The sequence below is a fragment of the Winogradskya humida genome (assembly GCF_016862215.1).
Classification (GTDB): domain Bacteria; phylum Actinomycetota; class Actinomycetes; order Mycobacteriales; family Micromonosporaceae; genus Actinoplanes; species Actinoplanes humidus.
Window position 1 is genome coordinate 47,126 of the sequence record NZ_BOMN01000122.1, and the last position, 24,604, is coordinate 71,729.

Sequence of the window (24,604 nt, forward strand, 5' to 3'; positions counted from 1 at the left end):
CCGCTCGGTGTGGTCAGGGGCTGACGCGGGTGGCGACCCGGTTGCGGCCGGCTTCCTTCGCCGCGTAGAGGTGGGCGTCGGCGGCCTCGAGCAGGTCGTCGGGAGCCTGGCCGGTGAGCGGATCGCCCGAGGCGACGCCGATGCTGACCGTGACGTGGCCGCGGGGTGCGGACTCGTGCGGCTCGCGGAGGGCGTCGACGGCGGCGCGGATGCGTTCCGCCACCGATAGGGCCGTCGCCTCGTCGGCGTTGGCCAGGATGACGGCGAACTCCTCCCCGCCGTACCGGGCCGCGACGTCGGACTCGCGGACGTTCGCGCTGATCGTCCGGGCGACGAGGCGCAGGCAACGGTCGCCTGCCCGGTGGCCGTACCTGTCGTTGTAGAGCTTGAAGTGATCCACGTCGATCATGGCGACCGCGGCGGGCCGGGCACCCAGGCTCTCCTCGAGGCGGCGGCGGTTGGGCAGGCCGGTGAGCGGGTCCGTGACGGCGAGGATCTCCAGCTTGGTGTTGGCCTCCGCGAGGGCCTGGGTACGGTCGGCGACCTTGCGTTCGAGGGCCGCGTAGAGCAGCGCGTTGTTCACCGACACGCTCAGCTGCCCGGCCAGCAGCGTCACCGTCTCGAGGCGGTTCAGGCCGAACGCGCCCCGGCTGTCGCCGTTCTCCAGCAACAGGATCGCGGTCGGCTCACCGCCGGTCAGGACCGGCACGGCCAACAGAGCCAGCAGATCGACCGTACGCAGGACAGGGTCCGCTGCGAAGCGCTCGTCGCGGGTCGCGTCGTCGACGAGCAGCGGCTTGCGGGTGCGCTCGACATAGCGGACCACGGTCGACGGGAACGATCCGGCGTCGGGCAGGAACCACTCGCCGCTTTCCGCGTCCTTCAGGATCAGGCGGGCGGCGGTGGCCCCGGTGAGCCCGCGCAGCAGCTCGTTGACCTGCTCGGTCAGCCGGTCGATGCGGGTCTCCGAGCTGATCGCCTGGCTGACCCGCAGCACGGCGAGCAGGTCGACGGTCTGCGCCGACACGTTGCCCGACGAGGACCGGCCGGACGGCGGGGTGACCTCGCCGTCGTCCAGGAAGGGGAACTCGTGGCGCAACGCGTCGACCTTGCGGGCCGCTCCCCACTGCTCGTACCGGCGGGCGGCTTCGCGGAGCATCATCAGGCCGCCGTGCTCGATGCCGTTCGCCAGCAGGAACCGGGCGCGGCGCTCGGCGATCAGGGCGCGGTGCCAGGGACGTTGCCGGCTCTCGACGTCGTATCCGGCCGCGTCGAACGCGCGGGCGGCCGCCGCGAAGTCCTCGGTGATCCAGGCGCGTTCCGCCCGCAGCCAGGAGTCGAGGTGGCCGTAGTTGCCGGGGGCGTCCGCCGCCCGGCCCGCCACCCAGGCGTACCCGCGGTCGAACTCGGCGAGCAGGCCCGCACGATCGCCGGGGGCGGCCGCGCGGGCCTGGTCGGCGAAGTTCAGGGTCTGCACGAGCTGGATGAGCAGTGTCACAGCGGTAGCGGCGACGGACCGGATCCGCGCGAAGGCCTGCGGGGCGTGCCGGGCCACCGCTGCGGGGTCACGCAGGATCAGCGCGGTGAACGCGTGCAACGTGTGGAAGTAGGCCACGGCCTGCTCGTTGCCCGCCATCTCGGGCGGGTGGTCCTCCTGGCCGAACAGCGCCGACGGGCCACGGCTGAGCGTCTCGGCGACGGCCCGGTGCGAGTGCAGCACCTGTGCCATCTGCTCGTTGCCGGTGCCGGCCGCGAACGCGAGCCCCCGGTCGGCGTCGGCCTGGTAACCGGCCAGGTCGGCGTGCTCCAGCAGGATCACGCTGATCGCGTACCAGGTGAAGCCGGCCGCGAAGACGTCGCCCGTGCCGACCTGACGCTCGTGGGCGATGCGGGCGTGGCGGAGCACGTCGGGCAGCGGCTCGAACCACGGTGCCGCGGTGAGCGCGTGCAGGAAACGGACGAAGGAGGCGTCGGGTTCGGCACCCATCGCCTCGCTGACGGTGAGCATCCGGCTGACCACGTCGTACCCGGTGCGGTAGCCCCCGCCCTGGGCGTCCATGACCAGCATGGCGTTGGCGATCGTGCCGGCGAGCTCCGGGGACGGCCCGCTCGCCGTCCAGATCCGGGTGGCGGTGACGATCATCCAGTGCACGATCGGCGAGCCGACGAAGTAGGCCGCGGCCAGGAGCCGGCCCATCAACGCGCCGGCCGCGGCGACGACGGGGTCGGTGTTGCGGCCGCGGCGCAGATCCTCCTCGGCGCTCCCGTCCCGCGACCAGGCGGCCATCTCGGCGCCGACGTCCGAGAACTGCGCGGCGAGCCGGGCGGCGTCCGGGACCGGATAGCCCAGCTGGGCAAGCGCCGCGCAGCCGACCGCCAGGGCGTCGTGGGGGCGGCTCTGCATGATGAGCGAACTGGCCTGCACCAGCGCCGCCCTGGCGCGGATCAGCGGATCGGGGCAGTCCTCACCGATGCTGCGATACAGCTCCTCGGCATCGCCGAACCGGCCGAGTGCGAGCAGGACCTCCTGCCGCTCGGCGTCGATCGGCCACCGCGCGGGCGGATCGGCGAGGCCGGCAGCCGCGTCGAGGAAACGCTCCGCCACCGGATAGTTGCCCAGCCGGCGACTGTGCACGGCAGCTTCCCGGAGCAGCCCCGACACCCGGTACGCCTCCGTCGCCGACGCGATAGCCGGCAGCGCGGCCAGGTACTGCTCTGCCGCGACCACGCCGTACCCCGGGCGGCCGGCCAGTCGCCGGGCCGCTCGCAGGTGCCGGGCGAAGCGGACCCGCGGGGACATGCCGTCGTAGACCGCCTGGCGGATCTGGTCGTGGCGGAAACGCAGGATCGCGCCGTCGAGCAGCAGCATTCCCGCCTCGAGAGCCGGCCGCAGGACCTCCAGGGCATCACCGGACCGGTCGCCGATCAGCTCCAGGGCTTCCACGTCGATGTCGCCGCTGAGACACGACAGGATCTCCACGAGCGTACGCGAGGGCCGGGGCAGCGTCCTGACCTGCGCGGAGAGCAGCGCCCCGACGTCCGCCGGACGGCTCGCCCGAGGGTCGAACCGCCAGCCGCCGTCGCCGGGGAGCAGGGCCCCGCCGCGCCGCAACGCGTTGACGAGCTCGACGGTCGCGAACGGGTTGCCGCCGGTGTGCGTACTGATCAGCTCGGTGAGCTCGTCGATCCGATCGACCGGGCCCCGCAGCATCTCCAGGGTCAGCTCCCGGATCCCGGTGTCGGACAGCTCGCTCAGGCACAGATGCTGCGGCGGATCCGGGCGCCAGCGCCAGCGGGACAGCACCGCGTCCAGCGGGTGGGTGGCGTCGACCTCGGCGTCGCGGTAGGCCACGACGATCAGGACACCCGGCAGGTCCGCGTTCGTGACCAGGTCGTCGAGGAACGCGACCGGCCCGGCATGCGCCCACTGCAGGTCGTCGACGACCAGCACGAGCGGGCGCCGGGGGTCGGCGATCACCCGTAGGGTCTGCTTGCCGGCCTCGTTCAGCCGGGCCTGGGCGTGCGCGGGATCGGCGGCACCGGTCTCCGGTGGCACGTCGAGCAGCGCCGCGAACCCGGGCGTCACGGCCGCCATCAGGCCGGCGCCGGCCCCGAGCACGGCACGCAACCGGTCCCGGAACCACAGCATCGCGGCGTCGGGCTCGGCGAGCAGCATCCGGGCGAGCCCGCGGAACACCTGCCGGACCCCGTCGGCGTCGGGGTCCTGCCGGTACTGGTCGTACTTGCCGCTGACGAACCAGCCGCCCGCCGCCGTGACCAGCGGGCGCAGCTCGTCGATCAGGGCGGTCTTCCCCACGCCGGACGCGCCGCTGACCAGCACCGTGGCGCCGGCACCCAGGATCGCGCCGCCGAGCGCCGCACCGAGGGCCGCCACCGCCTGCTCCCGCCCCACCAGCCGCGACGGCGCGGCCAGCTGCCACGGGAAATCCCGCTCGCCGAGCGGGAACGCCGCCTCCGCGCGGTCCCGCAGCCGGATCAGGTCGTGGCGCACCCCCTCGGCACTCTGGTAGCGGCGCTCCGGGTCCTTCTCCAGCAGCCGGCAGATGATCGCGCCGAGCATCGCGGGCAGCGCCGGGACCAGGGCGGACGGCGGCTCAGGGGTCCGGGTCAGATGGTCCCGGATCAGCTGCAGCGGGTCACCCGCCCCGAACGGCGGCCGGCCCACGGCCAGTTCGTACAGGGTGGCGCCCAGGGCGTACAGGTCGGCGCGCTGGTCCACGGGCCAGCCGGTCCGGCCGGTCTGCTCCGGCGCCAGATACGCGAGGGTGCCACTGATGTCGGTGTGATGGGTGAAGCTTGGCCGCTCCACCGGGTACGTGCCGGCCAGGTCGTAGTCGATCAGCACCGGCGCCCGGTCCGGGCCGGTCAGCATGATGTTCGCCGGGTTGACATCCTTGTGGATGACACCCCGGTCGTGCAGGGCGGCGATGATCTGCGCGACACCGATCCCGAGGCGGACCACCTCACCGGCCCCGGCCGGCCCGCGCGGGCACGCGACCAGCTCACGGTCCCTGACGATCAGCGCCCGGGTCTCGTCGTCGACCCCGACCAGCTCCGGCACTCCCGGCAGCCCGGAGATCCGCCGCAGCACCGACGCCTCGTGCCGCAACCGCCGCAACGAGTCCGGCCCGGACAACTCCTTGCGCACGAGCCCCGCCCCGTCGGGCGAGCGGAACCGGATCACCCGGGTCCGGTCGCTCGCGAACAGCATGGTCTCGCCCATGTGCAATGTCCTCCCTGCTCCCGTTCGGCAGGCGCGGGCGAACATTGAGCGGTCAGAGAATCCCGGCGGCGCTCTCGTGGTGTCCCCGCGCGGTCCAGCTGGCCAGGAGCCGGAGCTTGTCCTCCGACGGCGAGCCCGGCTCGGCGGTGTAGGTCGTCAGCAGCTGGCCCCCGTCGTCGGTGGGCAGCTCCAGCGAGCAGTACGCCAGCTCGAGCAGCCCGGCGTCGGGGTGCCGGAACGCCTTGGTCCCCCGGTTGCGCAGCAGAATGTCGTGAGCGGCCCACCGGGTGCGGAACTCGGGGCTGACCGTCGACAGCTCCCCGACAAGCGCCCGCAGGTCCCGGTCACACGGGTTGCGCCCGGCATCGGCGCGCAGCAGGGAGACGATCGTGGTGGCCGCCGTCTCCCAGTCGGCGTAGAAGTCGTGCGCGCCCGGGTCGAGGAAGTGATACCGCGCGAGGTTGCCGTTCCCGCTCAGCACGGGAGCGTAGAGCGCCCGCCCGAGAGCGTTGCTGGCCAGCACATCCCAGCGCCCGTTCGTCACGAACGCCGGTGACATCGTCATCGCATCCAGCATCCACAGCACCTGCGGCGCGAGCTCAACCGGTCGCGACCGCCGCGGGCACCCCTTCTCCGCCGGCCGCGCCACCCGCGCCAGGTCCGACAGGTACGTCTTCTCCTCCGCGTCGAGCTGCAACGCCCGCGCGACCGCGTTCAGCACCTCGTCGGACACACCCGCGATGTGCCCCTTCTCCAGCCGCGTGTACCACTCGGTACTCACCCCCGCGAGCACGGCCACCTCCTCCCGCCGCAACCCGGGAACCCTGCGCCTGGTGCCGGCGGGCAGCCCGACCTGCGCCGGGCTCAGCCTCGCCCGCCGGCTCGCCAGAAAATCACGGACATCCGCCCGCGTGTCGTTCTTCGTCACCCCTCCACGGTACGAGGTCCCCCGCCGGCCAAGGGGGTCGCGTTTCTACCCCCTCGACCGGCGTCTGAATCAGGAGTTAACGAGCACTTTGAGGCTTTTGCGGTCGGCCATGTCGCGGTAGCCGGCCGGGACGCCCGCCAGGTTCGTGGTGACGTCGAAGACCTTGCCGGGCTGCAGGCTGCCGTCAAGAACCTCGGGCAACAGCTCGTTGATGTACGCGCGGGTCGGCGCGGCGCCGCCCGTCAGCCGGACGCCGCGGAAGAACAGGCTGCCGATGCCGACGGGTGCCTCCTCGTACTGCGGAACGCCGACGCGGCTGATGGTGCCGCCACCGCGGACAATGCCGACGGCCTGGTCGTACGCGGTGCGCGTACCCACAGCTTCGAGAACGATCGGCGTGCCGTGACCGCCCGTCAGAGCCCGCACGGCCTCGATGCCTTCCGCCCCGCGATCGGCGACGACGTCGGTCGCCCCGAACTCCCGCCCCAGATCGGTACGCGCCTTGTGCCGCCCCATCAGAATGATCCGCTCAGCCCCGAGCCGCTTCGCCGACAGTACGGCCAGCAGCCCCACCGCCCCGTCCCCGATCACGGCGACGGTGCTACCGGCCGTGACGCCGCCGGAAACCGCGGCGTGATGCCCTGTCCCGAACACGTCGGAGAGAGTGAGCAGCGACGGCACCAGAGCCGGGTCGGCGGTGGCCGGAATCGTGACCAGGGTGCCGTCGGCGAACGGAACCCGGACCGCCTCGGCCTGACCGCCTTCGTCAGGCTGCAGATCCCACATGCTCCCGTGTACGCACGACGCGTACAAACCCTCCTTGCAGAACTCGCACGTGCCGTCGGAGATCAGCCAGGGCGCAACGACCAGATCCCCCTTCTTGACGGTGCTGACCTGCGACCCGATGTCCTCGACAACACCGACGAACTCGTGACCCATCCGCGCCGGCCCCGTGCCGTGGGGCATGGTGGCGTACGGCCACAGGTCGGACCCGCAGATGCAGGACGCCGTCACCCGCACGAGAGCATCGGTCGGCAGCTTGACGACGGAATCGGGAACGTTCTCGACGCGGACATCGCCGGCGCCGTACATAAAGGTTGCTCGCATGCGGTCCATGCAAGCCGCCCGGCGGCCGGACGGACAGGTCGCACTTATAGGGGCAGAACGAGCACCCCCTAACCTGCGCGAAGCCGGCAGGATCCGCACCGTGCCACGGCCCCGGCAACGCCGCAACCGGGTTGCCGGGCGGTCAGAACGTGGCGATCGGGTTGACCGGGCTGCCGGAGGTGCCGGCGAGGCGGACCGGGGCGACGGCGAGGTGGAAGTCCCACTGGGCGAGCTCGGCGGCCGTTGTCGCGCATGCTTCCAGGTCGCAGTTGTCGAGCAACCACAGGCCCATCGCGACGAGGCCGACGGTGTGGACGGGCATCAGGATGTCGGCGTACCCGGATGGTTGGACGTCCTGGGGTGTGTCGGCGGCGATGAGGGCGACCTGCCGGTCCTGGAGCCAGGGGAGACAGGACGCGTGCCATCCTGCCTGCGCGAGATGCCTGGCACGGCCACAGCCGGTCCGCAGCAGTACGGCGTCGCCGGGCCCCACTCGCACACCCTGGCGGCGCTCGGCCTCCTCCAGATCCTCGGGGAACACGCCCTGCCCCGGTTCCAGCGCCGGCACGTTGCGAGCCCGCGCCACGTCGAGCAGAACCCCACGCGTGACGATCCCGTCCGCCGCCGCCGTGACAGCCGCCCACGACGACCCCGTTGCCGTGTCCACCAGCGAATGTGACCACCCGTTGTACGTCCTGCCGTCCCAGAAGATGTGGCACGGCGAGTCGAGGTGGGTGATCGTGTTGCCGTGGAACGTGATCGCGAGCTTCTCCGACGAGAAACCCCACCGACGGTCGGCATGGAAGGCCGCCGGCATGTTCTCGCCACCGGGCATGTCGGCGGCACACGGGCACGTCGTCGTCGACCGCTCCATGTCCCCCGGCACGCCGACCTCCCACGCACAGGACACACTCCTGCCGTGCCGCACGGATCGCGCCGCCGCCACCCGGACGTCGTCGGTGATGTGGTTCAGGGTGCCGCGCTCATCGTCGTCACCCCACCGCCCCCAGTTCGACAACGTCTCGAAGTACCCGAACACGTCGTCCTGCGTCGGCATCGTCATCGGATCCCCGCTCGGTAGTGGGTCTGGTTCAGCATTGCCAGAGGAAGGCTGCGGTCGAGCAGGGGGCGCAGTGAAAGGCGTAGCCGCAGCCTCCGCCGCCGAAGTTGGCTGAGGTTCGGTGGTTGTGGCCCTCCTCGAGCTGAACGACGAACGCCATCGGGCGGTTACAGCCGTCGCACACCGGCGTCTCGTCGCTCTGGAGCCACAGGGGCCGGCCGCCGATCTGACCGAGTACTTCGCGCTTCGGCCGGCCCGTTCGCTTGTGCCAGTCGTCCGCAGCATCCAGGTAGTCCCCGGTAGGAAGCTCTTCGTAGTCGACCGCGCAGGTCTCGTCCAGTGCGGTGACGCCATCGTCGGCAGGTGGGACGGGGAAATGGACGGCGTCGGCGCCGAACACGTACGCGTGATTGCCTCCGGCGGTGGCGTCCCATTCTTCGCACAGGCCGGGGTCGTTCTGGCACATGAAGATCGACAGAAGACCGGCGTCGGCGAGGCTCACCTGGGCCACGAACTGCATGGGCCCGTCGCATTCGGCGCACAGGGGCCAGGTGAAATCGGCGGGGACGTGCGGGACGCCGCCCGTGCGGGTTCCGGGTGCGTCCGCGGCGGCCGGTCCGGCGTACGTCATCAGCGTGACCACGCGAGCAGGATACGGAAGGTGTCAGCCGGTGGGGTGGAGGACCACGGCGTACAGGTCGCGGGGGCCCGGTTCGTGGACGTTGCCGCCGGAGCTCATGCCGGTCCTCCGGGAGATGCGGCCGGGGCGGCGGCGGTGCTGGAGCGGTGGAGGATGCGGATCGGGGGGCCGGGGTGGTCGCGCGGGGGCGCGCCGTGCAGCGCCTCCAGCACCGCGCGCCCCAAGGTCAGGCCGTGTTCGTGGACGTCGATGCTCAGCGCGGACAGTGGTGGGACGGCCAGTTCGCACAGCGGGGAGTCGTCGCAGGCGAGGAGGCTGACGTCGCCGGGGACCGGGGTGCCGCTGCGGATCAGTTCCTGCTGGGCGGCGACGGCCATGACGTCGTTGTCGAAGATGACCGCGGTGGGTGCGGGGGTGGCGGCCAGCAGCTCGCGGGCGCCGCGGATGCCCGCTGAAGCGCTGTAGTCCGCCTCGACGATGCGTACCGTGACGCCGTGCTCCTTCCCCGCGCGGAGCATGGCCGATGAACGCTCGGCGGTGTGCACCAGGTCGGCGGGACCACTGACGCGGCCGACGGTGGTGTGCCCGAGCGAGGCCAGGAGCTGCATCGCCGCGGTCATGGCGCCGGCGTCGTCGGTGACGACCTTGTGGAAGACGTGGTCGTCGTGGCGGCCGGCCAGGACGGCGGTCAGGCCGAGCGAGGCGAGCCGGCCCGGGCGAACATCGCAGGGTACGAGGTTCACGACGACAACCGCTTCGACCGTGTGGTCCTGGGCCCACCGCTCGTACGTCGCCAGTTCCGCGTCGAGGTCCGGGACGACGAGGAGCAGGACCGTGGTGGAGAACGGGGCCAGGGCCTCCTCCATGCCCGTGATGAGCTCCATGAAGAACGGCTCGACGCCGAGGCGGGCGGCGTTGCCGGTCAGGACGAGGCCGATCAGGCCGTCAGGCACGTGCGGAGCACCTCCGGGTCGAGGAAGCGTTTCGGGTCCACGTCGGCGGTGGTGGTGACCGTGAACGTGTGGCTCTCGCCGGGGAGCAGGTCGATGAGCAGGTCGTCGACGACGGCGTCGGGGGCGACCCGGTCGGCGAGCAGCGCGATGTCGTGGGCGAACGAGGACGCGGTCACGGTGACCGAGTATCCGCCTTCGGCCGCGGCTGCGGTGGCGGACAGCGCGTTCGGGTCGTAGGCGATCGCGAAGTCCTCGGCGGACAGGTGGGTGGCGCGAAGACCGTCCGCGTCGGCGACGATGAGGTCGGAAAGGGCCGCGGAAGCCACCTGAACAGATCGCGGCGGCACCAACACCTCAACCCGCTCATCCGCGTGCACCACCCCGGCGAAGTCCGCGTGGCGTAAACGAACAGAGGCGGGCCACGGGGTGTCGGTGTCATTGACCACCGCGAGCACGGGTACGCCGTCCCGCTGCACAAATCCGAGCAGTCGCGGGGCGTACGCGCGGCGCAGCGCATACCACGCCGGTTTGCGCCGCCCGGACCCGTCGACGACCGCCCACGAGGTCACCGGCCAGCAGTCGTTGAGCTGCCACAGGATGCTGCCCATCGTGCGGGGGGCGTGGGAGCGCAGATGCTGGACGGCGTACGTGGTGGCGCGGGCCTGATTGAGCTGGGTCGCCCAGTGCCAGTCGGCGAAGTCCCCGGGCACCCGCGCGTGGTGTGCCAGGCCCCGGTTGAGTTTCCCGTTGCCGTCGGCGGCCTTCTGGTGCAGCAGGAACGCAGGTGATTCCTGATGCAGATCCTCGTCGGAAAGAGCCGCGGTCAGCGTCGACCACGTAGGTGGTGCCTGCCAGCCGAACTCCGAGCAGAACCGCGGGACGTTGCGGTCGTGCCAGGTGTAGTCCTCGCGGTTCCAGGCGTCCCACTCGTGCCGGGTGCCGTGCGCGGCGTCGTTGGGGTGCACCACTTCCGGGTCGAAGCCGGGGCTCGACGGGCTGCCGGGGTGGTACGGCCGGGTCGGGTCCAGCTCGGCCAGCAGCGCCGGGAAGTCCTCGTAGTAGTAGCGCGCACCCCACGTCGCATCGCCGAGCCGGCTCTTCCAGTTCCAGTCCTCGTGACCCCAGATGTTCTCGTTGCCGCCGTTCCAGATCGCGAGCGACGCGTGCGAGCTGAGCCGCACGATGTTGTCCCGGGCCTCGGCGAGGATCTCCGTGCGCAGCGGCTCCTCCTCGGCGTACGCCGCGCAGGCCAGCAGGAAGTCCTGCCAGACCAGGATGCCGCGCTCGTCGCAGACGTCGTAGAAGTCGTCGGCCTCGTAGATGCCGCCGCCCCAGATCCGCAGCAGGTTGGCATTGGCCTCGACCGCCCGATCGACGGCCGCCGCGTAGTCCGCGCGGGTCAGGCGGGTCAGCAGGTGATCCTCGGGAATCCAGTTGAGCCCCTTCACGAACACCGGCTGCCCGTTGACCACCAGCGCGAACCGGGTGCCGTCGGCGTCCGGCGTCTCGTCCAGGCGCACAGACCGGAAACCGACCTTCCTGGAGTACGCGTCCAGAGCCCCACCATCCCCGTCGTGCAACTCGACCGTCACGGTGGACAGGGGCTGAGCGCCGTACCCCGCGGGCCACCACACCTCCGCGTCCGGGACGGCCACCTCCACCACGCCCTCGTCAGCGTCCGCCGCCAGCCGCAGAGTGACCGCGGGCCGATCGCCGGCAGTGACGGAAACAAGCAACTCACCCGCCGCCCCGAACCCGGAACGCTCAACGGAAACGTGCACAGCGAGCCGCCCCGTACGCCCGTCGTCGTCCAGCGTGGCGAGCGGCCGCACCTCGGCGAGCCGCGCCACCCGCCAGCGCTCCAGCCGCACGGGCCGCCAGATCCCCGCGGTCTGCAGGTCGGGCCCCCAGTCCCAGCCGAAACTGCACGCCATCTTCCGCACGGCGTTGAAAGGATGACCGTACGCCCGGGGCCGCTCCCCCAACTGCCGCTGCATCTGCTCCGCGTAGTTCAGCGCCGACGTGAACCGAACCGTCAACGGCACCGCAGCCCCGGTGATCAGCCGGCGAACATCGAAGCGGTACCCCCGGTGCATGTTCGCTGTCCGTCCGAGCAGCGTGTTGTCCATCTCGACGGCCGCCACGGTGTCCAACCCGTCAAAAACCAGATCGATCCGCTCATCCGCCGCCGCGGGCGTAGCCGTCACGGTCGTGTCGTAACGCCACGAGGCGCGGTGCGCCCAGACCAGCTCCGCCTCGTTCATCCCGTCGTAGGGGTCAGGGATGAGACCGGCCGCGAGCAGATCCGTGTGTACGGTCCCCGGCACCGCAGCCGGCACGGTCACCCCGGTTATCCCGGCGGGCACCGGCCCCCCGTCCGCCCGCAGCGTCCACCCCTCGTGCAGGTCGGTTCGGATCATGTCGGATCGCTCCTGTCGGTAAGGGACCGATAACATTCTTAAGCAACTGAAGTTTCTCGTCAACGCCCGTCACCGACCAGCCAGGGGGCACCATGTCGCGCTTCATCCACCTGACTGCGGCCGGGGTGAGCGTGCTGCTCGACTGCGGCGGCCCCGGCCTCCCTGAGATCGTGCACTGGGGAGCCGCCCTGGGTGCGGCAACCCCGGAACAGCTCGCCGGCCTCGCCCTCGCCGCGGCACCCCAGCCGATCGGCTTCTCGATCGACGGCGCCCCGCCCGTGTCCATCATCCCCGAGCAGTCCTCGGGCTGGCTGGGCCGCCCGGGCCTCTCCGGCCACCGCGACGGCCGCGCCTGGTCCCCGCACTTCACCGTCACCGACCTGAGCACCGAAGGCGGCCGGGTATCAGTCGAGGCAGCTGACGAAACCGCGGCGTTGCACCTTCAGCTGGAGCTCGAGCTGCACCCCAGCGGCGTCCTCCGCACCCGGGCGACCCTGACCAGCACCACCCCGGGCACCTACTGGCTGGACGATCTCCTGCTCTTCCTCCCGGTCCCCGAGACCACGACGGAACTGCTCGACTTCACCGGCCACCACCTCAAGGAACGCTCCCCCCAGCGCACACCCTTCTCCCACGGCCTGCGCATGCGCGAGAACCGCACCGGCCGCACCGGCTACGACTCGGCGTACCTCCTCTGCGCGGGCACCCCCGGTTTCGCCAGCCGCACCGGCCAGGTCTGGGGCATCCACACCGCATTCTCCGGCGGCGCCCGCACCCTCGCCGAGCGCACCTATCACGGCCGTTCCGCGCTCGGCGGCGGCGAGTTGCTGCTTCCCGGCGAGATCGGTCTGGCCGAAGGCGACTCGTACACCACGCCCTGGCTCTACGGCTGCCACAGCGACACCGGCCTCGACGGCATCTCCGGCCGCTTCCACACGATGCTGCGCGCCCGCCCCCAGCACCCGCGCACCCCACGCCCGGTGGTCGTGAACACCTGGGAAGCGGTCTACTTCGATCACGACCTCGACCGCCTGACCGAGCTGGCGCAGCGGGCGGCGGAGGTCGGCGCGGAGCGGTTCGTACTCGACGACGGCTGGTTCGGGTCCCGCCGCGACGACACCTCCGGGCTCGGGGACTGGACGGTCTCCCACGACGTGTGGCCGGACGGGTTGCGGCCGCTGATCGACGTGGTGCGCGGGCTGGGGATGGAGTTCGGGCTGTGGGTCGAGCCCGAGATGGTCAACCCCGACTCCGACCTGGCCCGCGCGCACCCGGACTGGATGATGGCGGCGGGTGACCGGCTACCCCCACCGGCGCGGTCCCAGCAGGTGCTCGATCTCGCCAACCCCGGGGCGTACGAGTACATCCGGGATCACCTCGCAGCGCTGTTGCGGGACAACGACATCGCGTACCTCAAATGGGATCACAACCGCGACCTCGTCGACGCCGGGCATCCGCACAGCGGGCGGCCCGGGGTGCACGACCAGACCCTTGCGCTCTACCGGCTGCTGGACGAGCTGCGGGCCGCATTTCCGCACGTCGAGATCGAGTCGTGCTCGTCGGGTGGCGGGCGGGTGGATCTGGAGATCCTGGCGCGTACGGATCGGGTGTGGGCCTCGGACTGTATCGACGCGCACGAGCGGCTCGCGATCCAGCGGTGGACGAGTCTGCTCGTACCGCTGGAACTGATCGGGTCGCACGTGGGCGCCGAGCGTTCGCACACGACCCGCCGGGCGTTGCCGCTGGACATGCGGGCGGGATCGGCGATCTGGGGTCATTTCGGGATCGAGTGGGATCTGACCCGCGCGGAACCGGCGGAGCGGGAGCGGCTGGCCGGGTGGGTGGCGCTGTACAAGGAGGTGCGCGGTCTGCTGCACAGCGGGGTTCTGGTGCACGCGGATCTGGCCGATCCGGCGTACGCCGTGACAGGTGTGGTGGCGGCGGACCGGTCGGACGCGCTCTACGCGATCATCGCGTCGGCGACCAGCGACTCGTACCCGCCGGGGATCGCGGGTCTGCCGGGGCTCGACCCGGACCTGGAGTACCACGTGCGGCCGCAGCCTCCCGGTGATGTCCCGGACGGGAACGCCGCGGCGTGGGGTGCGGCACTTCCCTGGTGTACGCCGCGAGGGGTGACGCTGACCGGTCGTATGCTGGGCGCCGCCGGCCTGCGGATGCCGGTTCTCTATCCCGATCGCGTCCTGCTCGTGCGGGTGACGGCGACAGACAGGGTGACGGCGACAGACAGGGTGACAGCGGCAGACAGGGTGACAGCGGCAGACAGGGTGACGGCGACAGACGGGACGGTGGCCGCGTGAGTGACGCCGCGGTGCGACCACGCCGCCGGGGTGCCCGGGAGCGCGTCCTGGACGCGATCCGGGCCGCCGAGCCGCTGAGCCGGGTCGAGCTGGCCACGATGACCGGGCTCACCGAGGCGGCCGTGTCGATGACCGTCCGGCGGCTGCTCGACGAGGGCATCGTGGTGGAGTCCGGGCTGGCGCCGACCGCCGGGAAGCCACGCCGGCTGCTGCGCCTCGATCCGGCCGCCCGCATCGCCGTGGGTGTCTACCTCGACGAGGACACCACGACCTACGTGCTCACCGGGCAGACCGGCGGGGTGCTGTCCCGCCTGGCCCGCCCGGCGCCCGGCTCCGCGGACCCGGAAACCCTGAGCCGCCAGGTGCTCGCCGACGTGGAGCTGCTCTTCACCGGCGCCGGGGTGGAACGCGAGCGCTGCCTGGGGGTCGGGGTGGTCTGGCCGGGACCGCCGGGTGCCACCGCCCAAGATTTGGGTACGCGTCTCAGCGCCGCGACCGGCTGGCCCGTCCTCGTGGAGAACGACGCGACGGCGGCGGCCGTGGGTGAGTACTGGGTGGCCCGGGTCGGCCCGGAGCAGGGGTTCGCGGCGCTCTACATGGGCAGCGGCATCGGCGCGGGGATCGTGCTGGAGGGCCGGGCCATGCGCGGCGGCCGCGGCAACGCCGGCGAGTTCGGCCACGTGTGCGTCCAGGTCGACGGGCCGGAATGCGTGTGCGGCAGCCGCGGCTGTCTCGAAGCCCTCGCCGGGCCGCGGACCGTGGTCGCCGCCGCGCTCGCCGACCCGGTCGCGGTGGCCGAGGCGGGTCTCGACCCCGCCGAGCCGCGCCGCAGTGTCATCGCGGATTTCGCCGCTGTGGCCCGGGCAGCGCGCGCCGACGCACCGCGTTGCCGGGCGCTGCTGGAGGATTCCGCGCGATACGTTGCCGCGGCAGCGGAATCCGTGCTCAACCTGCTCGACATCGATCTGGTCGTGCTGACCGGGCCGGGCTTCGCGGCGGCGTCCTTTGTGTACGGACCAGCCATCATGCGCCGGGTCGCGGTCGCGGATCGCCTTACCTGGCAGCGATCCGTGACCGTGACCGTCTCACTGGCGGCCGCCACGGCCTCGGCAACCGGCGCGGCGGCCCTGGTGCTGCAATCACACCTGAGCCGCTGACCGAAAGACGCCGCCGGCCGGAAGGCGCCGCCGGCCGGAAGGCGCCGCCGGCCGGAGGACGCCGCCGGCCGGGTGCTGAGAGGTCACAGCTCAGCCGCTGACGGCGTACACATCAGGGTTGCAGGTTCTTGATCCGGCGCTCGGGGTTGGGTGCGGCCTCGGCCAGCAGCTTGGTGTATTCGTGGCGGGGGTTGATGATGACGTCGTCGGCGGGGCCGCGTTCGACGATGCGGCCCTGGTACATCACGAGGATGTCGTCCGAGAAGTGCCGCGCGGTGGCGAGGTCGTGGGTGATGTAGAGGACGGCGAGCTGCTCCTCGCGTTGCAGGTCGGCCAGCAGGTTCAGCACGCCGAGCCGGATCGAGACGTCCAACATGGACACCGGCTCGTCGGCGATGAGGATTCCCGGTTCGGGGGCGAGCGCGCGGGCGATGGCGACGCGTTGCCGCTGACCGCCGGAGAGCTCGTGCGGGCGGCGTCGTGCGACCTCCTCTGCGGGGGTCAGCCGGACCCTTTCGAGCAGGTGCAGCACGCGTTCGCGTACCTGTGGGCCCGTCAGCTCGCGATGATGCAACCGGACCGGGCGTTCCAGATGATGACCGACGCTGTGAAAGGGATTCAGGGAAGCATAGGGATCCTGAAAGACCATCTGCACGGTACGCCGATAGGCCGCAGCCGCAGCCCCCCGCCGCGCAACGGGCTCGCCGTCGACGAGGATCTGCCCGGACGTGGGCCGTTCGAGCTGGAGCAGCAGCTTGGCGATCGTCGACTTGCCGCTGCCGCTCTGCCCGACGAGGGCCGTGGTGCGCCCGGGTTCCAGGGTGAAGCTGACGTCGTCGACGGCCACGAACTTGCGGTACCTCTTGCCGAGGCCGCGAGCCTCTACTGTGGTCACGAGACTGTCCCCCGCACGAAGGAACCCCGGTCCCCGGTGAGACTGGGGAAGGACGCCAGCAGTTTCTTGGTGTATTCGTGACGCGGCTCGGTGTAGAGCTGCAACGCACCGGCAAGCTCGACGATCTCGCCGGCGCGCATGACCGCGATCCGGTCGCTGATCTCCAGCAGCAGCGGCAGGTCGTGGGTGATGAAGATGACCGCGAAGCCGAGCTCGTCGCGCAGCCGGGTGAGCTCCCGCAGGATCTCGCGCTGCACCACCACGTCGAGCGCGGTCGTCGGCTCATCCATGATCATGACCTGGGGTTCCAGGGCCATCGCCATCGCGATCATCACCCGCTGCCGCATGCCCCCGGACAGCTCGTGCGGATACGCCGACAGCCGCGATCGGTCCACGCCGACCCGTTCGAGCAGGTCCCCGCAGCGCCGGCGGCGTTCCTTCCTGTTCATCTTCGGCCGGTGCGTCGTGAAGATGTCCTCGATCTGGTCGCGGATCGAGATGACCGGGTTCAGGGAGTTCATGGCCCCCTGGAAAACCATCGAGATCGTGTCCCATCGGTACGCCCGGAGCTGCTCGGCGCCGAGTTCGTTCCAGTCGACGGGTGCACCGTCGCGAGGGTGGAACACCGCGCGTCCCGAGACGATGGACGCCGGCGGTTTGAGCAGCCGCACTATGCCGTACGCCAGGGTGCTCTTCCCGCAGCCGCTCTCCCCCGCCAGGCCGAGCACCTCCCCGCGGTGCAGGGTCAGCGACACGTCCCGGACGGCGTGCACGACCGGCTCGACCAGGTAGTCGATGCTGAAATTCTCGATCGTCAGCACCTCGGGCTGCGGCTTCACAGCGTCGCCTCCTTGGCCTTCTCGAGCTGGGCGCGCGACATCCGCCAGCCACGCCGGGCGGCCCGGGTCTGGTTGCGCAGTTTCGGGTTGATGATCTCGTCGATCGAGAAGTTGACCAGCGACAGCGCCGCACCGAAGAGCGCGAGCAGCAACCCCGGCGGGATGAACCACCACCACGCCCCGAGCCGCAGCGCGAGCCCGTTCTGCGCGTAGTAGAGCATCGTGCCCCAGGTGAACGACCCGCTCGCGCCGAGACCCAGGTAGGACAGGCCCGCCTCGCCGAGGATCGCGAAGATGACGGCGAAGACGACCTGCGAGGCCAGCAGCGGGATCAGGTTCGGCAGGATCTCCACCCCGAGGATGCGCCAGCGCCGCTCCCCGGCGACCCGGGAGGCCAGCACGTAGTCGCGGTTGCGCAGGCTCAGCGTGTATCCGCGCAGCACCCTCGCCGAGCCCGCCCAGCCGGTGAGGGACAGGACCAGGGACACGAGCAACAGACTCTTGTCGGGTACGTAGCTGGAGATCACGATGACCAGCGGCAGTCCCGGGATCACCAGCATGACGTTGGTGAACAGCGAGAACGCCTCGTCGACCCAGCCACCGGCATACGCGCCGACGATCCCGAAGAACGCCGACAGCAGCAGCGTCAGCACGCCGACGATGGCACCGACGGTGAGCGAGCCGCGGGTCGCGTACGCGAGCTGGGCCAGCACGTCCTGCCCGGTCTGGGTCGTGCCGAGCCAGTGCCCGCTCCCCGGCCCGGTGAGGCCGATGTCGTCGACGCGCGACGGATCCTGCACCACCAGCGGCCCGAGCAGCCCGAACAGCACGACGAACCCGCCGATGAGCAGCCCGGCGGCGAGCTTCGCCGTCATCGGCGGCAGCCCTCGCACGCGCGCGGCGCTCATGCGCGCGCCCGGGTGCGTGGGTCGATGATCGAGTAGAGGACGTCGACCAGCAGGTTCGCGCCCAGCACCGACAACGTGATCACGAGGAAGATGCCCTGCATGAGCGCGTAGTCGTTGCCGCCGACAGCCTGCAGCAGCGCCGACCCGATCCCCGGGTACGAGAAGACCGCCTCGGTGACGATCGACCCGGCCACCACGAAGCCGAGGGAGATGGCGAACCCGGAGATCGACGGCAGCACCGCGTTGCGGGCGGCGTACCGGCGCATGATCCGGCCGGGCCGCAGCCCCTTGGCCTCCGCGGTGACCATGTAGTCGTCCGACAGCGTGGACACCATCATGTTGCGCATGCCGAGCATCCACCCGCCGAACGACGACAGGATGATCGTCAGCGCCGGCAGCGTGCCGTAGTAGAGCACCGAGCCGAGGAAAGCCCCGTTCCACCCGGGGGTGACGTTGTAGACGTCGTACCCGCCGTTGAGCGGGAACACCGGCCACAGACTGCCCAGTGCGAAGAGCAGGATCAACGCCAGCCAGAAGTACGGCACCGCCTGGAACATCGTGGTGACCGGGATGACGTTGTCCAGCCACGATCCGCGTTTCCACCCGGCGAGGGTGCCGAGCCCGACGCCGACGAAGAACGAGATGACCGTCGCCAGCCCGATCAGCCCGATCGTCCACGGCAGGGTCTGCCCGATGATCGTGGTGACCGAGGCGGGAAAGAACGTCACCGAGACACCGAGGTCGCCGACGGCCAGGTTGTGCAGGTATCCGGCGTACTGCGACCACAACGACTGCTGGGTGTCCGTCCCCAGCATCACCTCGATCGAGTGCCGGGTCTCCGGGGTCACCGACCCGCGCTGGCCGAGCTTGGCCAGCAGCAGGTCGACCGGGTCGCCCGGCATCAACCGGGGAATCACGAAGTTGACCGTCAGCGCCGCCCAGAGCGCGACCACGTAGAACCCGAGCTTGCGCAGGAAGTACCCCACGGCTACTTGACCGGCTTCAGGTTCACCATCACGACGCCGTTGTCCCACTTACGCCACGACGCGGGCAGGGCGTACTTGTTGTCGTTGGTGGGCCAGCCGGTGGCACGGGCGGTGCTGAACTCGGTCAGCATCGAGTTGACGTAGATCGGGATGTACGGCAGGTCCCGGACGATCTCGGTCTGGATGACGGCGTACTGCTGCTTCTGCAGGTTCTCGTCGTTGGTGCTCGCCGCCGCGGTGAGCGCCTTGTCGACCGTCGCGTTGCGGTACCGCACGTAGTTACCGCTGGTACCCGCGGGCTCGCCGACCTTGGCCGTGGTCGCGCTGGAGTAGTGCGGGCTGTAGGTGAAGTACGGGTTCGACGACGCGCCGAGCCCGATCGAGTCCAGCGACAACTGGAACTTGCCCTGCACCTGGTTGTTGTTCCACTCGTTCCAGGACAGCTGGGTCGGCTTGATCTCGATACCGACCGCCTTGAGCTGCTGGGTCATGGCATCGTTGAGCGAGATGAAGTCGCTCCACCCGGTGACGGTCTGGATCGTCATCGACAACCGCTGCCCGGCCTTGCTCCGGATGCCGTCACCGCCCTTGACCCAGCCCGCCTGATCGAGGATCTGGTTCGCCTTCGCGGCGTCCGGGCCGGCCGGTGTGGTCACGTTGGCCGCGTCGGCGATCCACTTCTTGTCCCGCTCGGGCAGCAGCATCGTCGGCGAGGCGGTCGCCGCGAACCCGCCACCGGCCAGCTTGTTCAGCTGGTCGCGGTTGATCGCCTGGTAGATGGCCTGCCGCACGGCGGGATCGGTCTGCGGGCCGCTGCACCCCAGGTCCGCCCCGGCACAGGTGAAGATAGACGCGGTGAGGGCGGGCGTGTTCACGTACCCGAGATCCTTCTTGCCCTTGATCAGTTGATCCAGGCCCGGCAGGAAGGCACTCATCCAGTCCACCTGGCCCGCGGTCAGGGCGGCGCTCGCGGCATCGGCCGTGGCCAGCGCGATGTAGCGTACCGACCGGATCTCCGGCTTGCCGGCCTGCCAGTAGGCCGCGTTCTTCTCGATCACATAGCTCTGCGGGCCGAAGGTCTTCAGCTTGTACGGCCCGGTGCCGACCGGATTCTGGTTGATGGTCTTCGACGGGTCGGTGATCTTGCTCCAGATGTGCTCCGGAATGATCGGGGTATCGCCGAGAATGCCGGCTTCCGTGGTGTAGGAGACATCCGGAAAGGTCAGCACGGCGGTCTTGTCGTCCTTGGCCACGGCCGAGGTCAGCTTCATCCCGGTCCCGTTGATCGCCGGGGTACGGCGGATCAGGTCGAACGTGAACGCGACGTCCCTGGCCGTGAACGGCTGCCCGTCGTTCCACGTCACCCCGTCGCGGGTGGTGATCGAGAGCTGCTTGCCGTCCGGGCTCCAGGAGAACGCGGTGCCGAGCATCGGTTGCGGCGCGGCTTCGGTCGCCAGGTTGTAGTAGTACAGCGCCTCGTAGATGAGCCCCGTCGTCGGCTGCAGGTAGGTGGGCGAGAACGGGTTCCAGTTCTCCACGATGGTCCCCGTGGATCCGTTGAAGACGGTGATGGCACTGTCGCCGCCACCACCGGTGGTCTTGTCGCCGGAACAGCCGGTCAGAGCGATGAGCGTGGCAGCGACCGCCGTAACGGCGAGCCCCGCCCGCCGCCGCGCGCGAGTGACGAAATAGGACATCTGCATCCCTCGATCAGATCGCCACCGTTGGCAGCGAGCGAACTGGGCGGATCGCCTGCACTGCCCATCGGACCGGCGCGCGGCTCACCCTCGACCGGGACATTATTAAGTGGCTTAAGTTTGTGGTGTCAAGAGCGGATGTCGGCCGGAGACCCATCGATCCCCATTTCGAAACAAACTCGCTGGGAGCGGTCCCATCCCCTGGCGGCACATCGCGGCCGATCGGGTGCCGCGGATCATCCACACGGGACCACGGGAGTCGAGATGAGCGAGCGTGGCACCCCGTTACAGCCCTCGGACCCGGCACACATCGGGGCGTACCAGCTGATCTCGCGTCTCGGCTCGGGCGGCATGGGCGTCGTCTACAAGGCACGGGCCCGCGACGGCCGCCCGGTGGCGGTCAAAGTGGTGCGCGCGGAGCTCGCCGGCAGCAGCGAGTTCCGGGCCCGGTTCCGCTCGGAGGTCAACGGGCCCGCCAGGTCCCCCCGTTCTGCACCGCCGAGGTGCTCGACGCCGACCCGGACGCCCTGGCCCTGGCCCTCGCCGCCGGCCTCGGTTTCGCCGCCCGCGCAGGCGCCGGCTGGTGGACCACCGCTCTCGGCGTCGTCACCGACCCGTCCGACAAGAAAGGCCCCTTCCGCATCTCCTTCACCGGCATCGAGGTCCGCGTCATCACCTGACCGGGCAACCGGCGGAGACCGCGGTCATGCGCGGGTGGCCCAGTCGCCGAGGGACCAGTCACGGACCTCGGGCATGTCCTCGAGGTTGTCGACCACGTAGCGCTCGTGCCGGGCCAGCTGGCTCTCGCACCAGGTCTTGAGATCGGCGGCGCCGCGGGGGAGGCGTTTGCTGTTGTTGATGGCATCGATCACGAGGTGGTAGCGGGAGGCCTTGTTGCGGACGGTCATGTCGAAGGGGGTCGTGGTGGTGCCCTGTTCGATGAAGCCGCGGACGCGGAAGCGGTCGGCGTCGGGGCGGCCGTGGACGAGCTGGTGGATCGCGCCCGGGTAGCCGTGGAACGAGAAGACCACGTCGACCGTGTCGGTGAACAGCTCGGTGAACAGGGTGCCGCTCATGCCGTGCGGATGGTCCTTCGGGCGTACCAGAGTCATCAGGTCGACCACGTTCACCACGCGGACCTTCAGGCCGGGCAGTTTGTCCCGCAGGATCTGGGCCGCCGCGACCGTCTCCATGGTGACCACGTCACCCGCGCAGGCGAGGACGATGTCCGGGTCGGTGGAGCCGTCGTCGGTGCCGGCCCATTCCCAGACGCCCGCGCCGCGTTCGCAGTGGTCGACGGCCTCGTCCATGGTGAGCCACTGCAGCTGTGGCTGTTTGTCGATGACGATCAGATTGATGTACGAACGCGAGCGGAAGCAGTGGTCGGCGACCGAGAGCAGCGTGTTGGCGTCCGGCGGAAGGTAGACGCGGGCGACGTCACCACGCTGGGTGAGCACCACCTGGATCAGCCCCGGGCCCTGGTGCGAGAAGCCGTTGTGGTCGTTGCGCCACGCCGTCGACGTGAGCAGCACGTTGAGGCTGGGGACCTTCGCGCGCCACGGCAGGTTCCTGGCCTCCTGCAGCCATTTTCCGTGCTGGACGGTCTGTGACGCGCTGACCATCGCGAACGCCTCGTAGGTCGCGAACATCCCGTGCCGCCCGGTCAGCGTGTATCCCTCGAGCCAGCCGTGGCAGTTGTGCTCGGAGAGCACCTCCATCACCCGGCCGGCCCGGCTGATCTTCACGTCGGCGTCCGTGACGCTTTCCATGAAGCCGCGATCGGAGACCTCGAAGACCGCGCCGAGGCGGTTGCTGTTCGTCTCGTCCGGGCAGAAGAGGCGGAAGGTGTACGGGTTCCGCGTATAGATGTCACGCATCAGCTCGCCGAGTTTGCGCGTCGACTCGGCGCGCTCCGCCCCCGGATCCTTCACGGCGACGGCGTAGTCCCGGAAGTCGGGGATGTCGAGGTCCTGCGTGAGCACACCGCCGTTCGCGTGCGGGCTGGCGCTCATCCGCAGCTCCCCCTGGGGTGCCAGCTCCCGGATCGCGTCGACGGGCGCCCCGGTCGTGTCGAAGAGCTCCTCCGGACGGTACGACCGCAGCCACGTCTCCAGCAACGCCAGGTGCTCCGGGTTGTCGCGGACCCCGGACAGCGGGACCTGATGCGAGCGCCACGATCCGGTCACCTGGATGCCGTCGACCTTCTCCGGACCGGTCCAGCCCTTCGGCGAGCGCAGGATGATCATCGGCCAGATCGGTCGCACGCCGTCCCACGTACCGTTGCGGGCCTCGTCCTGAATGGCTCTGATCTTGCCCCACGCCTCGGCCAGCGCGGCGGCGAACCGGTAGTGCATGCCCGGCATGTCGTCGCCCTCGACCTCGATCACGTCGTACCCGTGGCCGCCGAAGAGCGAGCGCACCTCGTCGCGGTCCTTGCGGGCGAGCACCGTCGGGCCGGCGATCTTCGCGCCGTTGAGGTGCAGGATCGGGAGCACGGCGCCGTCGCGTTCCGGGTTGATGAACGAGACGCCCTTCCACGAGCCTTCGAGCGGGCCGGTCTCCGCCTCGCCGTCACCGACCACGGCCACCGCGAGCAGGTCGGGGTTGTCCATGACCGCGCCGAACGCGTGGACCAGCACGTACCCGAGCTCGCCGCCCTCGTGGATCGAGCCCGGGGTGGTCACCGAGACGTGGCTCGGGATGCCGCCGGGCGCGCTGAACTGGCGGAACAGCCGCAGCAGGCCGTCCTCGTCCTGGCTCACCCGCGGGTAGATCTCGCTGTAGGTGCCCTCGAGGTATCCGGCGGCCACCAGCGCCGGGCCGCCGTGCCCGGGACCGGCGAGGTAGATCGCCTGCTGACCGGTGTCGCGGATCAGCCGGGACAGATGCGCGTAGATGAACGACAGGCCGGGGCTGGTCCCCCAGTGCCCGAGCAGCCGCGGCTTGATGTCGGCGGCGGTGAGCGGCCGGTGCAGCAGCGGATTGTCCCGCAGATAGATCTGCCCGATGGTCAGATAGTTGGCAGCCCGCCACCAGGCATCCAGCCGGGCGACGTCGTCCGCACCGGGCTCGGCGAGCGCACGCATCAGGTCGGGGGCAACCGTGGTCACGGTGTTTCCTTCCGCAGGTCTTCGTCCTTCTCCGCCACGCTATGAGCGGCGCGGGGTTCGCCGTAAGGGTCTTTGGACCCCCTCGAGAGGGTTCTTCAGGCCCGGGTGCGGCGACCCGGACCCGGCCAGAGTGGGAGGTGACAAGACATCAAGGAGGAGGCAACGATGACCACCACCGGACACAGCCACGCCGCCGAGCTCGAGCGGGTCGAGGCGCCGGGCGCCATGCTCAGCACCACCGCCGCCAGGGCCCTCGCCGTCCTGCGGGTCGCCACCGGGTTCGTCTTCCTGTGGGCGTTCCTGGACAAGCTGTTCGGCCTCGGCTACTCGACCCCGTCCGCCAAGGCGTGGATCAACGGTGGGTCGCCCACCAAGGGGTTCCTGTCCTCGGTCGACGTCGGCCCGTTCCAGGGCACGTTCCACAGTCTCGCCGGTACCACGTTCGCCAACTGGGCGTTCATGCTCGGCCTGCTCGCCATCGGGGTCGCCCTGATCGCCGGGGTCGGCCTGCGTATCGCCGCGGGAGCGGCAGTCCTCATGATGGCGATGATGTGGTTCGCGGAGTTCCCGCTCGCCCAGCACACCAGCGCCGGTGAGCCGAGCGGTTCGAGCAACCCGGTCACCGACTACCACTTCATCTACGCCGTCACCAGCGTGGTTCTCGCTCTGACCTATGCGGGTCACACCTGGGGTCTGGGCCGCGTGTGGGCCCGGTTGCCCCTGGTCCAGAAGAACCGCTGGCTCATCTGACCCACCCGCCCCACTGCTCACCCGGCCGGATCACGGCCGGGTGAGCCGGCGCGCTAAGCCGTTCGGCGCGACTGCCGATAAGTGATTGTGGT

General features: G+C 70.5%; 17 protein-coding genes. 4 read left to right on the forward strand and 13 right to left on the reverse strand.

All coding sequences use genetic code 11. From position 1 onward, the window contains the following. Positions 1 to 13: 13 nt before the first annotated feature. From Ahu01nite_RS42435 to Ahu01nite_RS42465, 7 genes are all read right to left on the reverse strand, one after another. Positions 14 to 4,744, reverse strand: a complete 4,731-nt coding sequence (locus tag Ahu01nite_RS42435) for a diguanylate cyclase (RefSeq protein ID WP_203842434.1) — start codon at positions 4,742 to 4,744, stop codon at positions 14 to 16. Between the two features lie 52 nt (positions 4,745 to 4,796). Then, on the reverse strand, positions 4,797 to 5,672 hold the full coding sequence (locus tag Ahu01nite_RS42440; RefSeq protein WP_203842435.1) for a helix-turn-helix domain-containing protein: 876 nt from the start codon (positions 5,670 to 5,672) through the stop codon (positions 4,797 to 4,799). A gap of 69 nt (positions 5,673 to 5,741) precedes the next feature. After that, entirely contained in the window at positions 5,742 to 6,779 is a 1,038-nt protein-coding gene (locus tag Ahu01nite_RS42445; protein ID WP_203842436.1) for an alcohol dehydrogenase catalytic domain-containing protein, read from the reverse strand. A gap of 142 nt (positions 6,780 to 6,921) precedes the next feature. Continuing rightward, positions 6,922 to 7,842, reverse strand: coding sequence for a cyclase family protein (locus tag Ahu01nite_RS42450; RefSeq protein ID WP_239159586.1), 921 nt, complete (start codon positions 7,840 to 7,842; stop codon positions 6,922 to 6,924). Between the two features lie 28 nt (positions 7,843 to 7,870). After that, entirely contained in the window at positions 7,871 to 8,482 is a 612-nt protein-coding gene (locus Ahu01nite_RS42455) for a YwqG family protein (protein ID WP_203842437.1), read from the reverse strand. A 92-nt stretch (positions 8,483 to 8,574) separates the two neighbouring features. Continuing rightward, positions 8,575 to 9,432 (reverse strand): LacI family DNA-binding transcriptional regulator, encoded by an 858-nt coding sequence (locus Ahu01nite_RS42460; protein ID WP_203842438.1) that lies wholly within the window; start codon positions 9,430 to 9,432, stop codon positions 8,575 to 8,577. Further along, complete coding sequence (locus Ahu01nite_RS42465) at positions 9,417 to 11,852, reverse strand: glycoside hydrolase family 2 protein (RefSeq protein ID WP_203842439.1); 2,436 nt, start codon at positions 11,850 to 11,852, stop codon at positions 9,417 to 9,419. Before Ahu01nite_RS42465 ends, Ahu01nite_RS42460 begins: the two co-directional genes overlap by 16 nt. A 92-nt stretch (positions 11,853 to 11,944) precedes the next feature. Between Ahu01nite_RS42465 and Ahu01nite_RS42470 the strand changes: the two genes are divergently transcribed. Then, positions 11,945 to 14,170 carry an alpha-galactosidase gene (locus tag Ahu01nite_RS42470; protein WP_203842440.1) on the forward strand — a complete coding sequence of 742 codons (2,226 nt, stop codon included), beginning with the start codon at positions 11,945 to 11,947 and terminating at the stop codon, positions 14,168 to 14,170. Next, entirely contained in the window at positions 14,167 to 15,327 is a 1,161-nt protein-coding gene (locus Ahu01nite_RS51555; RefSeq protein ID WP_275411824.1) for an ROK family transcriptional regulator, read from the forward strand. The genes Ahu01nite_RS42470 and Ahu01nite_RS51555 overlap by 4 nt, the downstream gene beginning before the upstream one ends. A gap of 112 nt (positions 15,328 to 15,439) precedes the next feature. Here the strand turns inward: Ahu01nite_RS51555 and Ahu01nite_RS42480 are convergent, their stop codons facing one another. Genes Ahu01nite_RS42480 through Ahu01nite_RS42500 form a run of 5 tightly spaced genes read right to left on the reverse strand, consistent with a single transcriptional unit; the run spans position 15,440 to position 20,658 of the window. Further along, a complete protein-coding gene (locus tag Ahu01nite_RS42480) occupies positions 15,440 to 16,222 on the reverse strand; it encodes an ABC transporter ATP-binding protein (RefSeq protein ID WP_203842441.1) in 783 nt (260 codons plus the stop codon). Next, the gene (locus tag Ahu01nite_RS42485) at positions 16,219 to 17,061 is read right to left on the reverse strand and encodes an ABC transporter ATP-binding protein (protein WP_203842442.1); all 843 of its coding nucleotides are present in this window, start codon (positions 17,059 to 17,061) and stop codon (positions 16,219 to 16,221) included. The genes Ahu01nite_RS42480 and Ahu01nite_RS42485 overlap by 4 nt, the downstream gene beginning before the upstream one ends. Further along, positions 17,058 to 17,936, reverse strand: coding sequence for an ABC transporter permease (locus Ahu01nite_RS42490; RefSeq protein ID WP_239159587.1), 879 nt, complete (start codon positions 17,934 to 17,936; stop codon positions 17,058 to 17,060). The genes Ahu01nite_RS42485 and Ahu01nite_RS42490 overlap by 4 nt, the downstream gene beginning before the upstream one ends. Positions 17,937 to 17,965: 29 nt before the next feature. Then, positions 17,966 to 18,955: an ABC transporter permease gene (locus Ahu01nite_RS42495; RefSeq protein ID WP_203842444.1), complete on the reverse strand. Its 990-nt coding sequence runs from the start codon at positions 18,953 to 18,955 to the stop codon at positions 17,966 to 17,968. A 2-nt stretch (positions 18,956 to 18,957) separates the two neighbouring features. Continuing rightward, positions 18,958 to 20,658 carry an ABC transporter substrate-binding protein gene (locus Ahu01nite_RS42500; RefSeq protein WP_239159588.1) on the reverse strand — a complete coding sequence of 567 codons (1,701 nt, stop codon included), beginning with the start codon at positions 20,656 to 20,658 and terminating at the stop codon, positions 18,958 to 18,960. A gap of 497 nt (positions 20,659 to 21,155) precedes the next feature. Here Ahu01nite_RS42500 and Ahu01nite_RS42505 point away from each other — a divergent pair, with 497 nt between their 5' ends. Continuing rightward, a complete protein-coding gene (locus tag Ahu01nite_RS42505) occupies positions 21,156 to 21,332 on the forward strand; it encodes a hypothetical protein (protein WP_203842445.1) in 177 nt (58 codons plus the stop codon). Between the two features lie 24 nt (positions 21,333 to 21,356). Here Ahu01nite_RS42505 and Ahu01nite_RS42510 read toward each other — a convergent pair whose 3' ends face one another. Then, positions 21,357 to 23,738, reverse strand: a complete 2,382-nt coding sequence (locus Ahu01nite_RS42510) for a phosphoketolase family protein (RefSeq protein ID WP_203842482.1) — start codon at positions 23,736 to 23,738, stop codon at positions 21,357 to 21,359. A 189-nt stretch (positions 23,739 to 23,927) separates the two neighbouring features. On the opposite strand from Ahu01nite_RS42510, the gene Ahu01nite_RS42515 reads away from it, so the two are divergent. Further along, positions 23,928 to 24,512: a DoxX family membrane protein gene (locus Ahu01nite_RS42515; protein ID WP_203842446.1), complete on the forward strand. Its 585-nt coding sequence runs from the start codon at positions 23,928 to 23,930 to the stop codon at positions 24,510 to 24,512. Positions 24,513 to 24,604 lie beyond the last annotated feature (92 nt).